Below are 14,143 nucleotides of genomic sequence, written 5' to 3'. Positions count from 1 at the left end.
GAGCGCTGCGTCACCGGTCCGGCCGGGGAGCTACCTACGCTGAGGGCGTGGAGGGGAACCCGGCGGTCGCCGAGCCCGCGCCGTCGGGCCGGTTCACCGTCCGGCTCACCAACTTCGAGGGGCCGTTCGACCTGCTCCTGCAGCTGATCGGCAAGCACAAGCTCGACGTCACCGAGATCGCGCTGTCGAAGGTCACCGACGAGTTCATCGCCCACCTGCGGGCGCTCGGCGACGAGCTGGACCTCGACCAGGCCAGCGAGTTCCTCGTCGTCGCCGCCACCCTGCTCGACCTCAAGGCCGCCCGGCTGCTGCCGGCCGCGGACGTCGAGGACGAGGAGGACCTCGAGCTGCTCGAGGCCCGCGACCTGCTGTTCGCCCGGCTGCTCCAGTACAAGGCGTACAAGCAGGCCGCGGCCTTCCTCCGCGAGCGGGAGGGCGAGGCGGCCCGCCGCCACCCGCGCGACGCCGCCCTCGAGCCGCGCTTCGCCCAGCTGCTCCCCGAGGTGCTGCTCGGCCTCACCCCGGAGCAGTTCGCGGCGCTGGCCACCCGGGCCCTGACCCCGAAGGCGCCCGCGGTCGTCGGCGTCTCGCACCTGCACGCGCCGGCGGTGAGCGTCTCCGAGCAGCTGCTGCTGGTGCGCAACCAGCTCATCGCGGCCGGGACGGCGACCTTCCGGGCGCTGACCGCCGACTGCGGGCACACCCTGGAGGTCATCGCCCGGTTCCTCGCGCTGCTGGAGCTCTACCGCCAGCAGCGGGTGACCTTCGAGCAGCTGACCCCGCTCGGCGACCTCTCCGTCCGGTGGACCGGCGGCGGCGAGCCCGAGCCGGACGCCGACGACGCCCACGCCGACGAGGAGTACGCATGAGCGAGGAGCGGCCGCCGATCTCCTGGGAGTCCCTCGCCGCGGAGCTGGACGCCACCCGCGAGGCGGCCGAGGAGCAGGGCGGCCCGGACGCCGAGACCTGGGACGCCGTCGCCGCCGAGCTGGCCGCGCGGGTCGCCGAGCGGCCACCGGCCCAGGAGGCGGCGGAGCCGGCGCCGGTCGCCGAGCCCGCCCCGCTGCCGCCACCCGCGGCCGCTCGGCCCGAGCCCGAGCCCGGGCCCGAACCGGAGCCCGAGCCGGTCGCCGAGGAGCTCGACCCGGTCGCGCTGCGCGGCGGCCTCGAGGCGCTGCTGTTCGTCGTCGACACCCCGGTCGACGAGGTCACCCTGGCCGGTGCGCTGCGCTGCCGGGTGCCGCAGGTGCGGGCGGCGCTCGCCGAGCTCGCCGGCGACTACGACCGCCGCGCCGCGGGCCTGACCCTGCGGCGGGTGGACGAGGGCTGGCGGCTCTACACGCGCGAGGACTACGCGCCGGTGGTCGAGCGGTACCTGGTCGACGGCCAGCGCAGCCGGCTCACCCAGGCGGCGCTGGAGACCCTCGCGGTCATCGCCTACCGCCAGCCGGTGACCCGCGCCCGGGTGTCGGCGATCCGCGGCGTCGGGGTGGACGGCGTCATGCGCACGCTGGTCAGCCGCGGGCTGGTGCACGAGGTGGGCAGCGACCCCGACACCGGCGGCGGGCTGTACGGCACGACGCCGCTGTTCCTCGAGCGGCTGGGGCTCACCGGCCTCGACGAGCTGCCGGAGCTCGGCCCGCTGTTGCCGGAGACCGCCAGCCTCCTCGACGAGCACCCCGACGCGTGAGACGCGCCCCGCACCCGGCCGGACGCTACGGTCGGCGCATGCCCCGCTCACCCTCCGTCCGTGCGCTCGGGGCCCCGCTCGCGGCCGCCGCCGTCCTCCTGGCCGGGTGCGGCGCGTCCGAGGAGGAGGAGCGCCAGGCGGCGTTCTGCGAGGACGTCCCCGACCTGCTCTCCGACGTGACCGCCCAGCTGGAGGGCGCCACCGCGGAGCCGGAGCAGGCGCCGGGCATCGTGGGCGACGCGGTCGAGCGCCTGGAGGCCGTCGATCCGCCCGAGGACGTCGCCGACGAGTGGCAGGCCCTGGTCGAGGCCTGGACCGGGATGCGCGACCTGCTGAACGAGGTCGACCTCACCGACCCGTCGGCCAACACCGAGTTCGTCGGTGAGGCCACCCGGTTGCAGGAGGACCTGGTCTCCACAGGGTCGGCCGTCGACGACTGGGGCCAGGAGAACTGCTGACCGGTCCGCACCCGGCGGCACCCGCGCCGCCGGGTGGGAGACTGGACGGCGATGAACAGCGCCCCGCACGACGAGAACACCACCGAGGCCGGCGAGGGCTGGTCGGAGGACATGGAGCTCGCCCCCGTCCACCCCGGTGACCGCGGGTCCGCCGAGCCCGACGAGGAGCGGGAGGGCGAGCGGCTGCAGAAGGTCCTGGCCCGGGCCGGGGTCGGTTCCCGGCGCGTCTGCGAGGACATGATCGACGCCGGCCGGATCAGCGTGAACGGCCGCACCGTGACCGTGCAGGGCATGCGGGTGGACCCCCGGCGGGACCGCATCGCCGTCGACGGCGCCCGGCTGGAGCTGCGCGACGACCGCGTCACCTACGCGCTCAACAAGCCCGCCGGCGTCATCACCGCGATGAGCGACGACCGCAACCGCCCGACCGTGGGCGACATGGTCGGCGACCTCGCCCCCGGCCTGGTGCACGTGGGCCGCCTGGACCAGGACACCGAGGGCCTGCTGCTGGTCACCAACGACGGCGAGCTGGCCCACCGGCTGGCCCACCCCTCCTACGAGGTGCGCAAGACCTACCTCGCGCAGGTGTCCGGGTCGATCCCGCGCGACATGGCCAAGCGGCTGCGCGCCGGCGTCGAGCTCGAGGACGGCCCGGTGAAGGTCGACTCCTTCCGGGTGGTCGACACCCACGCCGGCCAGTCGGTGGTCGAGGTGGTCCTGCACGAGGGCCGCAAGCACATCGTCCGCCGGCTGCTCGCGCACGTCGGCCTCCCGGTGTCGCGGCTGACCCGCACGGCGGTCGGCCCGGTGAAGCTCGAGCGCATGCGGGTCGGCTCGATCCGCCGGCTCACCCGCGCCGAGGTCGGCGCGCTGCAGGAGCAGGTCGGCCTCTAGCCGCTGTCAGGCCACCCAGCGGACGGGGTCGGCCAGGACGTCGGCCAGCGCGCGCAGCGCGGCCCCGGTGGCCCCCGCTGCCGGGGCCGCGGGAACGGCTCGGATGGCCGGTCGCCGCCAGCGCGCCGACAGCACCCGGCGGGCCAGTAGCTGCTCCACGCCGGGGCGCAGCAGGTCGGCGAGGGCGCCCAGGTGCCCGCCCAGCACGACGGTCGGCAGGTCCAGCACGTTCAGCACGCCGGCCAGCGCGATGCCCAGGGCGCCGGCCGCGGCGTCGAGGGCCCGCAGCGTCGCGGCGTCCCCCTCGGCCGCCCGCGCGACCACCTCGGCCGGCGGGGTGTCCAGGGGCAGCCCGGCCGCGGCGAGCAGGGCGTGGCGGCCCGCGTACTGCTCCAGGCACCCGGTCGAGCCGCAGCGGCATCGTGGGCCGTCGGGGTCGACGCACACGTGGCCCACCTCGCCGGCCCAGCCGGCGCTGCCGGTCATCACCCGCCCGTCGAGGACGGCGGCACCGCCGATGCCGATCTGGCCGGAGAGGTACAGGAAGTCCCGCAGCGGGCCGGGGCGGCCCGGCGCCACCTCGGCGACGGTGCGGGCGGCGAGGTCGGCCTCGTTGCCCAGCGCGGGGCGCAGGCCGTCGGGCAGGGCCGCGGCCACCAGGTCCGCGGCGGGGACGTCGGACCAGCCGAGGTTGGGCGCGCGCAGCAGCAGGTCCTCCGCCACGCGGACGATCCCCGGGAGCGCCAGGCCCGCGCCGGCCAGCCGCAGCTCCCCGGCCGGCCCGGCGAGCAGCCCCGTGGCCAGGGCGCCGAGCCGGGCGAGCGTGGTCTCCGGGTCGCTGCCGACGAAGTCGCCGTCCTCGACGGACTCCGCCACGACCCGGCCGCGCAGGTCCAGCACCCGGGCGGCGAGCAGCCCGGCGTCCACCTGCAGGCCCAGGGCGCCGATGCGGGCGCTCGGGAGGAGCGGCGTGGCGGGGCGGCCTCGCCGGGGCGGCGCGATGCGCTCGCCCTCGTCGAGCAGCCCCCCGACGAGGAGGTCGTCGACCAGCCGGGCGGCGGTGGCACGCGTCGTCCCGGTCCGGGCGGCGATGTCCGCGCGGGACAGGGGGGCGGCCGCGGCGCAGACGGTCCGCAGGACGAGGGCGAGGTTGGCGCTGCGCAGCGTCGACTGGGTCGCCCCGGTCCCTTCTGTCGCGCGCACCCCTTGAGACTAGCGGGGTCCCTGCTTTATGTTCTACGGAAGAACAAAACCCGATGGAGGGAATCCCATGAGCGCGCTCCAGCCCACCCGCGACGACAAGTTCTCCTTCGGTCTGTGGACCGTCGGCTGGCAGGCACGCGACCCGTTCGGCGACGCCACGCGGGACGCGGTCGACCCGGTGGAGTCGGTGCACCGGCTGGCCGAGCTCGGCGCCTACGGCGTCACCTTCCACGACGACGACCTCATCCCGTTCGGCAGCGACGACACCGCCCGCGAGCAGCACGTCAAGCGGTTCCGGGCGGCGCTCGAGGAGACCGGCGTGGTCGTGCCCATGGTGACCACCAACCTGTTCACCCACCCGGTGTTCAAGGAGGGCGCGCTCACCGCCAACGACCGCGACGTCCGCCGCTTCGCGCTGCGCAAGGTCATGCGCAACATGGACCTCGCCGCCGAGCTCGGCGCGTCGGTCTACGTGCTGTGGGGCGGCCGGGAGGGCGCGGAGGTCGACACCGCGAAGGACCTGCGCGCCGCGCTGGACCGCTACCGCGAGGGCATCGACACCCTCGCCCAGTACTCCGAGGACCGCGGCTACGGCCTGCGCTTCGCCCTGGAGCCCAAGCCGAACGAGCCGCGCGGCGACATCTTCCTGCCCACCATCGGGCACGCGCTGGCCTTCATCTCCACCCTCGAGCACGCCGACCTGGTGGGCGTGAACCCCGAGGTCGGCCACGAGCAGATGGCCGGGCTCAACTACACGCACGGCATCGCCCAGGCGCTGTGGCAGGGCAAGCTGTTCCACATCGACCTCAACGGCCAGCACGGGATCAAGTACGACCAGGACCTCGTCTTCGGTCACGGCGACCTGCTGTCGGCCTTCGCCACGGTCGACCTGCTGGAGCACGGCGGCGTCGACGGCGCGCCGGCCTACGACGGCCCGCGGCACTTCGACTACAAGCCGCTGCGCACCGAGGACATGGACGGCGTGTGGACGTCGGCCGCGGCCAACATGCACACCTACCTGCTACTCAAGGAGCGGGCGCAGGCCTTCCGCGCCGACCCCGAGGTGCAGGAGGCGCTGACCGCCGCCCGCGTGCCGGAGCTGTCCCGGCCCACGCTGGCCGAGGGCGAGTCCTACGAGGACCTGCTGGCCGACCGCGGCTCGTTCGAGGACTTCGACGTCGACGCCGCCGCCGCGCGTGGCGCCGGTGCGGTGCGGCTGTCCCAGCTGGCGGTCGAGCACCTCCTCGGCGCGCGCTGAGTCATGGCGCTGGTGGCGGGGGTCGACACGTCGACCCAGGCGTGCAAGGTCGTCGTCCGCGACGCCGGCAGCGGCGCCCTGGTCCGCGAGGGCCGGGCGCCGCACCCGGACGGCACCGAGGTCGACCCCGCCGCCTGGGCGGCGGCGCTGCAGCAGGCGCTGGGCCAGGCCGGCGGGCTGGACGACGTCGCGGCGGTGGCCGTGGGCGGCCAGCAGCACGGCATGGTGTGCCTGGACGACGACGGCGCGGTGGTCCGGCCGGCGCTGCTGTGGAACGACACCCGCTCCGCGCAGGCCGCCCGCGACCTCACCGAGGAGCTGGGCGGTGCGCAGGCGTGGGCCGACGCGGTGGGCCTGGTGCCGGTCGCGTCGTTCACCGTCAGCAAGCTGCGCTGGCTGGCCGAGGCGGAGCCGTCCAACGCGGCGCGGACCGCGGCGGTCTGCCTGCCGCACGACTGGCTGACCTGGCAGCTGGCGGGGGCGCCGTCCCTCGACGCCCTGGTCACCGACCGCGGCGACGCCAGCGGCACCGGCTACTGGTCACCGGCCGGTGGCGAGTACCGGATGGACCTGCTGGAGCGGGCGCTGGGCCACGCCGCCGTCGTCCCCCGGGTGCTCGGCCCCGCCGAGGCCGGCGGTCGCACGCCCGGCGGCGCGGTCCTCGGGCCGGGCACCGGGGACAACGCCGCCGCCGCGCTGGGCCTGGCCGCGGAGCCCGGCGACGTCGTCCTGTCGATCGGCACGTCCGGGGTGGTGTCGATCGTCTCCACCACCCCGGCCGCCGACCCGACCGGCACCGTCGCCGGCTTCGCCGACGCCACCGGCAACTTCCTGCCCCTGATCGCCACGCTGAACGCCGCGCGGGTGCTCGACGCGACCGCCCGGCTGCTCGGCGTCGACCACGCCGAGCTGTCCCGGCTGGCGCTGTCCGCCCCGCCCGGGTCCGGCGGGCTGGTGCTGGTGCCCTACCTGGAGGGCGAGCGGACGCCGGACCGCCCCACCTCCACCGGCGCCCTGCACGGGCTGACCCTCGGCACCGCCGATCCCGCGCACCTGGCGCGGGCCGCGGTGGAGGGCCTGCTGTGCGGGCTGGCCGACGGGCTGGACGCGGTCGCCGCGACCGGCACCCCGGTCCGCCGGGTGCTGCTGGTGGGCGGCGGCGCCCGGTCGGAGGCGGTCCGCCGGATCGCGCCTGCCGTCCTGGGCGTGCCGGTGCTCGTCCCGCCGCCGGGGGAGTACGTCGCCGACGGCGCGGCCCGGCAGGCGGCGTGGGTGCTCCACGGGAGCGGCACCGCCCCCGAGTGGCCCCGGCCCGGCACGGAGGTGCACGAGGCCGACCCGGTGCCGCACGTGCGCGAGCGCTACGCCGAGGTCCGCGACCTCACCGCGGAGCGGGTGCGGTGATCCCGCCGACCGGGGAGCAGTTCGTGCTCCGGTCCGGCGACTCGGAGGTGACCGTCGTGGAGGTCGGCGGCGGCCTGCGCACCTACCGGGTGGGGGACCGCGACGTCGTCGACGGCTACGGTGCCGACGAGATGGCGCCGCACGCCCGCGGGCACGTGCTGGCGCCGTGGCCCAACCGGCTGCGCGACGGCCGCTACGCCTGGGACGGCGTGGAGCACCGGACGCCGGTGACCGAGCCGGAGCGAGGCACCGCCATCCACGGCCTGGTCCAGTTCGTCTCCTGGCGGGCGGTCGACCGCGCCGAGGACCGGGTGGTGCTGGAGCACCTGCTCCACCCGCGGCCGGGCTACCCGTTCACCCTGCGGCTGCGGGTGGCCTACGAGCTGTCCGCCGTCGGTCTCCGGGTGACCACCACCGCCACCAACGAGGGCGCCGCCGCGCTGCCGTACGGGGAGGGCCACCACCCTTACGTCCTCACCGGCGCGCGCCTGGACGACTGCACCCTGGTGGCGCCCGCCACGACCCTGCTGGAGACCGACGAGCGGGCCGTCCCGACCGGCGCGGTGCCGGTGGAGGGCACGCCGTACGACCTGCGCGGCGGACCCCGGATCGGGGACCTCGTCGTCGACTCCTGCTTCACCGGCCTCGAGCGCGGCCCGGACGGGCTGGCCGAGGTGCGGCTGCTCGGCCCCGACGGCCGCGGCGTCGCCGTCTGGATGGACGGCGCCTACGGGTACCTGCAGCTGTTCACCGGCGACGTCGTGCCCGAGCCGCGGAGGCGCCGCGGCCTGGCGGTGGAGCCGATGACCTGCCCGCCCAACGCGTTCCAGACCGGCGAGGCGGTCATCCGGCTGGAGCCGGGGGCGTCGACGACGGGCACCTGGGGGATCCGCCCGCTCGGCTGACCCGCCATCGGCCGGGCCCTGTCCCCGCGGGCGGCGACGTGGTGCGCTGGGCACCGGCCGAGCGGGAGGAGCCTGCGATGACCGGCACCGACGTCCTCGCCGCGGCGCGACGGCGGGACCTGCGGCTGGTCCGCTTCGAGTGGTGCGACGTCAGCGGCATCGCCCACAGCAAGGCCGTCCACGTCTCCCAGCTGCCGCACAAGCTCGTCGAGGGCGTGGGCCTGACCCGGGCGCAGATGGCGATCAACCAGCTCGAGCAGCTGGTGCACGTCGAGGGCATGGAGCCGGTCGGGGAGATCCGGCTGCTGCCGGACCCCGCGACCTTCACCGTGCTGCCCTGGGTGCCGGGCACGGCCGGGGTCCTGTGCGACCAGGTGGGCCACGACCGCCGCGACTGGGGCGCCTGCCCCCGCTCGTTCCTCAGGGCGGTGGTCGCCCGCGCCGCCGGCCTCGGCGTGCACGTGCGGGCCGCGTTCGAGAACGAGTTCTCGCTGGCCCGGGAGGCCGACGGGCGCTACGTGCCGTTCGACACCCGCGACCACGCGCCGGTCTACAGCGTGATCGGCGCCGACCTCACCGCCCCGGTCGTGGTCGAGACCGTCGACGCGCTCGAGGCGCAGGGCCTCGTCGTCGAGGCGGCGATGAACGAGTACGGCCCCGGGCAGCAGGAGATCTCCGTCCGGCACGCCGACGCCCTCGGCGCGGCCGACAACCAGATGAGGTTCCGCGACACCGTCCGCGGGGTGGCCCTCCGGCACGGCCTGGTCGCCTCGTTCGCGGCCAAGCCGTGGCCCGACGCCATCGGCAACGGTGCGCACGTGCACCTGTCCCTGTGGGACGGCGAGGGGCACAGCACCCTGTACGACCCGGCCGCGCCGGGCGGGCTGTCGCGGCTGGGCCGGCACTTCGTCGCGGGAGTCTGCGAGCACCTGCCGGCCCTGGTCGCCCTGACGACGCCCAGCTACAACTCCTTCCGGCGGCTGGTCCCCGGCGCGTGGGCCTCGGCGACCACCGGCTGGGGCTTCGACAACCGGGAGGTGGCGGTGCGTGTCTGCTCGCCGTTTCACCGTCGCGAGGAGCAGACCGCCAACCTGGAGTTCAAGCCGTCGGACCCCAGCGCCAACCCCTACCTGGCCCTGGGGGCGCTGATCACCTGCGGCCTGGACGGGATCGAGCGGGAGCTGGAGCCGGGGGAGCCGTGCGCCCACGACCCGGCGCGCATGTCCGCCGAGGCGCTCGCCCGCGGCCGGGTGCGGCCGCTGCCCACCTCGATGGCCGCGGCGCTGGACGAGCTGGAGAAGAGCCCGCTGCTGCTCGGGGCCCTGGGCGACCTGCTGGCGCGCTGCTACCTCGCGGTGCGCCGCTCCGAGGCGGAGGCTTTCGCGGCCGAGGACGAGGAGTTCGAGCTCCGCGCCCACTTCGCGCGGTTCTGAGCCGCCGTGCCCGCCGTCGACCTCAGCGACGTCCCCGTCGTCGACGGCCACTGCCACGGCGTCGAGCGCCGTCCGGACCCCGACCCCGCGGCCTGGCGCGGGCGGTTCACCGAGTCGCCGGACCCGGCGGTGCGCGCCCGCGACGCCCGGCACACGGCATTCTCGGGCCGGCTGCTGCGGGCCATGGCCGCCTTCCACGGCGTCCCGCCCGACGAGGACGCCGTCCTCGAGGCGCGGAGCCGGCTGGACACCGGGCAGCTCGTGGCCCGGCTGTTCGCCGACGCGGGGATCGGCGGCGTGGTCGTCGACACCGGCTTCCCCTCGCCGGACTCCGTGCTGTCAGGGGAGGCCTTCGACGCCTGCAGCGGAGCGCACCGGGTGTCCCTGCTGCGGCTGGAGGTGCTCTTCCAGGAACTGGTCGCCGCCCACGCGCGGTACCCCGTCCTGGTGGACGCCGTCCGCGCCGCCACCGCCGACGTCCGCGCGGCCGGGTACGCCGGACTCAAGAGCATCGCCGCCTACCGCACCGGCCTGGCGATCCAGCGGTGGCCGGAGGACGACGCGCGGGCCGCCTTCCGGGCCGCGCGGGAGGAGGTGGCCGCCACAGGCGCGGTGCGGCTGGGGCACCAGCCGCTGCTGGACACCCTGCTGCACCTCGCCCTCGCCGCCGCGGCCGCGCAGGAGCTGCCGGTGCAGTTCCACGTCGGCTACGGCGACCCCGACGTCGACCTGCGCCGGGCCTCGCCGCTGCAGCTGCGCGCGGTGCTGGAGGAGCCGGCCTACCGGCCGGTGCCGGTGGTCCTGCTGCACGGCTGCTGGCCCTACGTCCGGGAGGGCGCCTTCCTCGCCTCGGTCTACGGCAACGCGCACCTGGACCTGTCCTACGCGATCCCCTTCCTCTCCACCGGCGAGCTGCGGGCGATGACCCGCGCGGCGCTGGGTGCGGCCCCGTTCTCCAAGCTCACCTACAGCTCCGACGGGACGGGCGTGCCCGAACTGCACTGGCTGGGCGCCCGGACCGGGCGGGCGGTGCTCGGGGCGGTGCTCGGCGAGCTGGTGGCCGACGGCGACCTGTCGCCGGACCAGGCGCGACGGGCCGGCGAACGCGTGCTGCGGGACAACGCCTGCGCGCTCTACGGGCTGCCTCCCCGGACTCGGCCGAGGCGGGTGGCAGGGCCTACCTAGACTCGACCGAGGGGCACGGCGACCCGTGCCCCGCATCGATCGAGGAGAGTGGCAGTGGCCGTCCGAGCCATCCGGGGTGCGACACAGGTGGACGCCGACGACCGGGAGCTGGTCCTCGACGCGACCCGCGAGCTGGTCAGCACGGTCATGGAGCGCAACCAGCTGCAGCACGACGACGTCATCAGCATCCTGTTCACCGCCACCCCCGACCTGGTCTCGGAGTTCCCCGCGCTGGCCGCGCGGGAGCTCGGGTTCGGCGACGTGCCGCTGATGTGCGCCAGCGAGATCGACGTCCCGCACGCGCTGCCGCGGGTGCTGCGGCTCATGGCGCACGTGGAGACCGAGCGCCCGCGCGCGGAGATCCAGCACGTGTACCTGCGGGGGGCGGTCGCGCTGCGACGGGACATCGCCCAGTGAGTGAGCATCGCAGCGAGCGCCAGCGAGCGAGGAGCGGAGCGAACGTGCTGCGGAGCAGCGAGGTGACACGGTGAGCGCCGGGTTCCGGGGGCAGATCACCCTCGACGGGCCGTCGGGCACGGGCAAGTCCAGCGTCGCCCGGGCCGTGGCCGCCCGGCTGGGCGCGGCCTACCTGGACACCGGTGCCATGTACCGGGCGGCGACCGTCGCCGTCCTGGACGCCGGCGCCGACCCGGAGGACGCCGAGGCCGTGGCCGCCGTCGTCGCGCAGGCCCGCATCGAGGTCGGGACGGCGGCGGACACCGAGCTGGTCGAGGTGGACGGCGTCGACGTGGCCGTGCGCATCCGCGGCGCGGAGGTGACCCGCGCGGTGTCGGCGGTCTCGGCGGTGCCCGCGGTGCGCCGCCGGCTGGTCGACCAGCAGCGGGCCCTGGTGGCCGCGGCCGACGCGGTGGTGGTCGAGGGCCGCGACATCGGCACCGTCGTCCTGCCCGACGCCACGCTCAAGGTCTACCTGACCGCCGCGCCGGAGGCCCGGGCCGAGCGCCGGGCCGCGCAGCTGGGCCTGACGACGCCGGAGGAGGTGGCCGCCCTGGCGGTCGACCTGCGCCGCCGCGACGAGTACGACAGCAGCCGGGCCGACAGCCCCCTGCGCCCGGCCGCCGACGCGGTGGTCGTGGACAGCACCGACCTGGACCGCGAGGGCGTCGTCGACCGCGTCGTCGAGCTGGCGCGGTCCGCCGTGGGAGCCCGGTCATGAGCGAGGGGAACGGCGGGCCGCTGCCCGTCGTGGCGATCGTCGGCCGCCCGAACGTGGGCAAGTCGACGCTGGTCAACCGGATCCTGGGCCGGCGCGCCGCGGTGGTGCAGGACGTCCCGGGCGTGACCCGCGACCGCATCACCTACGAGGCGCTGTGGAACGGCAAGCGGTTCACCGTCGTCGACACCGGCGGCTGGGACCCGAAGGCCGCCGGGCTGGGCGCCTCGATCAGCCGGCAGGCCGAGTACGCGATGAAGACCGCCGACGTCATCGTGTTCGTCGTCGACAGCTCGGTGGGCGCCACCGACACCGACCTGGCCGCCGCGCGGATCCTGCGCCGCAGCGACCGGCCGGTGATCGTGGTGGCCAACAAGGTCGACGACGAGCGCAGCGAGGCCAACGCCGCCGAGCTGTGGTCGCTGGGCCTGGGGGAGCCGCAGCCGGTCAGCGCGCTGCACGGGCGCGGCAGCGGCGACCTGCTCGACCTGGTGCTCGACGCGCTGCCCGAGGCGCCGCGCGAGCAGCTGGAGGAGGGGGGCCCGCGGCGGGTGGCGCTGGTGGGCCGGCCGAACGTGGGCAAGTCCAGCCTGCTCAACCGGCTGGCCAAGGACGAGCGCTCGGTCGTGGACTCCGTCGCCGGCACCACCGTCGACCCGGTGGACTCGATCGTCTCCCTGGGCGGCGAGGAGTGGCGGTTCGTCGACACCGCCGGCCTGCGGCGCAAGGTCAACACCGCCAGCGGCATGGAGTACTACGCCAGCCTGCGCACCGAGGCCGCCATCCAGGCCGCCGAGGTCGCCGTAGTGCTGCTGGCCGCCGACGAGGTGATCAGCGAGCAGGACCAGCGGGTCATCACCCAGGTGATCGAGGCCGGCCGGGCGCTGGTGCTGGCCTTCAACAAGTGGGACACCCTCGACGAGGACCGCCACGCCCAGCTGGAGCGGGAGATCGAGCGCGACCTGGCCCGGGTGAAGTGGGCCTCGCGGGTCAACATCTCCGCCAGCACCGGTCGCGGGGTGGGCAAGCTGGCCCAGCACCTGCGCGACGCGCTGGCCTCGTGGGAGTCCCGCATCCCGACCGCGGAGCTCAACACCTACGTCCGCGCGCTGGTCCAGGAGACGCCGCCGCCGGCCCGTGGCGGCCGCGCCCCGAAGATCAAGTACGTGACGCAGGCCGACGTCCGCCCGCCGCGGTTCGTCGTCTTCTCCACCGGCTTCCTGGAGGCCGGCTACCGCCGGTTCCTGGAGCGCAAGCTGCGCGAGCGCTGGGGCTTCCACGGCACGCCGATCGAGATCTCGGTCAAGGTGCGCGAGGGGCGGGGCACGGAGAGGTCCAAGAGCTGAGCGATGAGTCCGGCCTCCGGCGGGGGTCTGAGGGAGGACAGCCCGCTCTCACCCCGTCCGGAGGCCGACCATGACCGGAGCGCAGACGCACACCCTGGAGGTCCCCGGGGCGGTGCTGACCTACGACGTCCGCCCCGGCGACGGCCCGGTCCTGCTGATGATCGGTTCGCCGATGGGCGCGGCGGGGTTCACGACACTGGCCTCGCACTTCCCGGACCGCACCGTCGTCACCTACGACCCGCGCGGGGTCGAGCGCAGCCGGCGCACCGACGGCGCGCCGGAGACGACGCCCGACGAGCACGCCGACGACCTGTCCCGGCTGATCACGGCCCTGGACGCCGGGCCGGTGGACGTCTTCGCCAGCAGCGGGGGAGCGGTCAACGCGCTGGTGCTCGTGGCCCGGCACCCGGAGCAGGTGCGCACCCTCGTCGCGCACGAGCCGCCGGCGGCGCAGGTGCTGCCCGACCGCGAGGAGGCGCTGGCCGCCACCCGGCACGTGCACGAGACCTACCAGCGCAGCGGACTCGGACCGGCGATGGCCGAGTTCATCCGGCTGGTGGGCTGGCAGGGTCCGGTGCCCGCCGGCCTCGCCGACCAGCCCGCGCCGGACCCCGCCGCGTTCGGGCTGCCGACCGAGGACGACGGCTCCCGCGACGATCCGCTGGCCGGTCAGAACATCGTGTCGTGCACCCACCACGAGCACGACGTCGCGGCCCTGCGCGCGGCGTCGACCCGCGTCGTCGTCGCCGCCGGGGTCGGCTCCGAGGGGCAGCTGGCGCACCGGGCCGCGCGAGCCCTGGCCGAGCGCCTGGGGACGACGACGGTCGTGTTCCCCGGCGACCACGGTGGCTTCCTCGGCGGTGAGTACGGCCAGACCGGCGATCCGGAGGCCTTCGCGGCGACGCTGCGCCAGGTGCTGGCCGCCGCGGACACCCCGCTGGCGGCGCGCGGCTGACCACCGGTCAGGAGTGCGGGACCGGTGCGGTAACCTGCTTCCTGCAGCGATCGGGCGGTGCGAGCCGCCCGGCGCTCGGGCTGTAGCGCAGCTTGGTAGCGCACTTGACTGGGGGTCAAGGGGTCGCAGGTTCAAATCCTGTCAGCCCGACAGGGAAACCGCTGGTCAGAGGCGGGGGGGGCGCCGATGGCGCCCCCCCGCTTTCCCGCCAACAGCCACCCCTACAGCGAACCGGCCG

At 75.8% G+C, this 14,143-nt stretch carries 14 protein-coding genes and 1 tRNA gene; 14 read left to right on the top strand and 1 reads right to left on the bottom strand.

What is annotated here, in order from left to right:
• Window positions 1-47: 47 nt before the first annotated feature.
• The 4 genes from ACI784_RS21700 to ACI784_RS21685 are packed head-to-tail and all read left to right on the top strand — an operon-like array spanning window position 48 to window position 3,042.
• Window positions 48-869, top strand: coding sequence for a segregation and condensation protein A (locus ACI784_RS21700; protein ID WP_457014863.1), 822 nt, complete (start codon window positions 48-50; stop codon window positions 867-869).
• A complete protein-coding gene (scpB, locus tag ACI784_RS21695) occupies window positions 866-1,690 on the top strand; it encodes an SMC-Scp complex subunit ScpB (RefSeq protein WP_457014862.1) in 825 nt (274 codons plus the stop codon). Before ACI784_RS21700 ends, scpB begins: the two co-directional genes overlap by 4 nt.
• A 38-nt stretch (window positions 1,691-1,728) precedes the next feature.
• A complete protein-coding gene (locus tag ACI784_RS21690; RefSeq protein WP_457014861.1) occupies window positions 1,729-2,148 on the top strand; it encodes a hypothetical protein in 420 nt (139 codons plus the stop codon).
• A 51-nt stretch (window positions 2,149-2,199) separates the two neighbouring features.
• Window positions 2,200-3,042 carry a pseudouridine synthase gene (locus ACI784_RS21685; protein ID WP_456924292.1) on the top strand — a complete coding sequence of 281 codons (843 nt, stop codon included), beginning with the start codon at window positions 2,200-2,202 and terminating at the stop codon, window positions 3,040-3,042.
• A gap of 6 nt (window positions 3,043-3,048) precedes the next feature.
• Here ACI784_RS21685 and ACI784_RS21680 read toward each other — a convergent pair whose 3' ends face one another.
• The gene (locus ACI784_RS21680; RefSeq protein ID WP_457014860.1) at window positions 3,049-4,245 is read right to left on the bottom strand and encodes an ROK family protein; all 1,197 of its coding nucleotides are present in this window, start codon (window positions 4,243-4,245) and stop codon (window positions 3,049-3,051) included.
• A gap of 67 nt (window positions 4,246-4,312) precedes the next feature.
• Here ACI784_RS21680 and xylA point away from each other — a divergent pair, with 67 nt between their 5' ends.
• The 10 genes from xylA (at window position 4,313) to ACI784_RS21630 (ending at window position 14,055) form a co-directional block, all read left to right on the top strand.
• Window positions 4,313-5,503, top strand: a complete 1,191-nt coding sequence (gene xylA, locus ACI784_RS21675) for a xylose isomerase (protein WP_457014859.1) — start codon at window positions 4,313-4,315, stop codon at window positions 5,501-5,503.
• A 3-nt stretch (window positions 5,504-5,506) separates the two neighbouring features.
• The gene (gene xylB, locus ACI784_RS21670; RefSeq protein ID WP_457014858.1) at window positions 5,507-6,907 is read left to right on the top strand and encodes a xylulokinase; all 1,401 of its coding nucleotides are present in this window, start codon (window positions 5,507-5,509) and stop codon (window positions 6,905-6,907) included.
• Window positions 6,904-7,812, top strand: a complete 909-nt coding sequence (locus ACI784_RS21665; protein WP_457014857.1) for an aldose 1-epimerase family protein — start codon at window positions 6,904-6,906, stop codon at window positions 7,810-7,812. Before xylB ends, ACI784_RS21665 begins: the two co-directional genes overlap by 4 nt.
• A 77-nt stretch (window positions 7,813-7,889) precedes the next feature.
• On the top strand, window positions 7,890-9,245 hold the full coding sequence (locus tag ACI784_RS21660) for a glutamine synthetase family protein (RefSeq protein WP_457014856.1): 1,356 nt from the start codon (window positions 7,890-7,892) through the stop codon (window positions 9,243-9,245).
• 6 nt (window positions 9,246-9,251) lie between these two features.
• Window positions 9,252-10,430, top strand: a complete 1,179-nt coding sequence (locus ACI784_RS21655; protein WP_457014855.1) for an amidohydrolase family protein — start codon at window positions 9,252-9,254, stop codon at window positions 10,428-10,430.
• A gap of 54 nt (window positions 10,431-10,484) precedes the next feature.
• Window positions 10,485-10,847 carry a chorismate mutase gene (aroH, locus tag ACI784_RS21650; protein ID WP_456924299.1) on the top strand — a complete coding sequence of 121 codons (363 nt, stop codon included), beginning with the start codon at window positions 10,485-10,487 and terminating at the stop codon, window positions 10,845-10,847.
• Window positions 10,848-10,917: 70 nt separating this feature from the next.
• Complete coding sequence (gene cmk, locus ACI784_RS21645) at window positions 10,918-11,607, top strand: (d)CMP kinase (protein ID WP_456924300.1); 690 nt, start codon at window positions 10,918-10,920, stop codon at window positions 11,605-11,607.
• Entirely contained in the window at window positions 11,604-12,950 is a 1,347-nt protein-coding gene (gene der, locus ACI784_RS21640) for a ribosome biogenesis GTPase Der (RefSeq protein ID WP_457014854.1), read from the top strand. The genes cmk and der overlap by 4 nt, the downstream gene beginning before the upstream one ends.
• A 70-nt stretch (window positions 12,951-13,020) precedes the next feature.
• Window positions 13,021-13,905, top strand: coding sequence for an alpha/beta fold hydrolase (locus ACI784_RS21635; protein ID WP_457014853.1), 885 nt, complete (start codon window positions 13,021-13,023; stop codon window positions 13,903-13,905).
• A gap of 76 nt (window positions 13,906-13,981) precedes the next feature.
• Window positions 13,982-14,055, top strand: a tRNA-Pro gene (locus ACI784_RS21630).
• Window positions 14,056-14,143: the final 88 nt, after the last annotated feature.

The organism is Geodermatophilus sp. SYSU D01186 (genome assembly GCF_054050215.1).
This window is presented reverse-complemented; position numbering and strand designations above follow the sequence as displayed.

Coding starts and splice junctions, on each gene's coding strand:
- scpB (WP_457014862.1), top strand. CDS start 866: ATGAGCGAGGAGCGGCCGCCGATCTCCTGGGAGTCCCTCGCCGCGGAG.
- ACI784_RS21690 (WP_457014861.1), top strand. CDS start 1,729: ATGCCCCGCTCACCCTCCGTCCGTGCGCTCGGGGCCCCGCTCGCGGCC.
- ACI784_RS21685 (WP_456924292.1), top strand. CDS start 2,200: ATGAACAGCGCCCCGCACGACGAGAACACCACCGAGGCCGGCGAGGGC.
- xylA (WP_457014859.1), top strand. CDS start 4,313: ATGAGCGCGCTCCAGCCCACCCGCGACGACAAGTTCTCCTTCGGTCTG.
- xylB (WP_457014858.1), top strand. CDS start 5,507: ATGGCGCTGGTGGCGGGGGTCGACACGTCGACCCAGGCGTGCAAGGTC.
- ACI784_RS21660 (WP_457014856.1), top strand. CDS start 7,890: ATGACCGGCACCGACGTCCTCGCCGCGGCGCGACGGCGGGACCTGCGG.
- der (WP_457014854.1), top strand. CDS start 11,604: ATGAGCGAGGGGAACGGCGGGCCGCTGCCCGTCGTGGCGATCGTCGGC.
- ACI784_RS21635 (WP_457014853.1), top strand. CDS start 13,021: ATGACCGGAGCGCAGACGCACACCCTGGAGGTCCCCGGGGCGGTGCTG.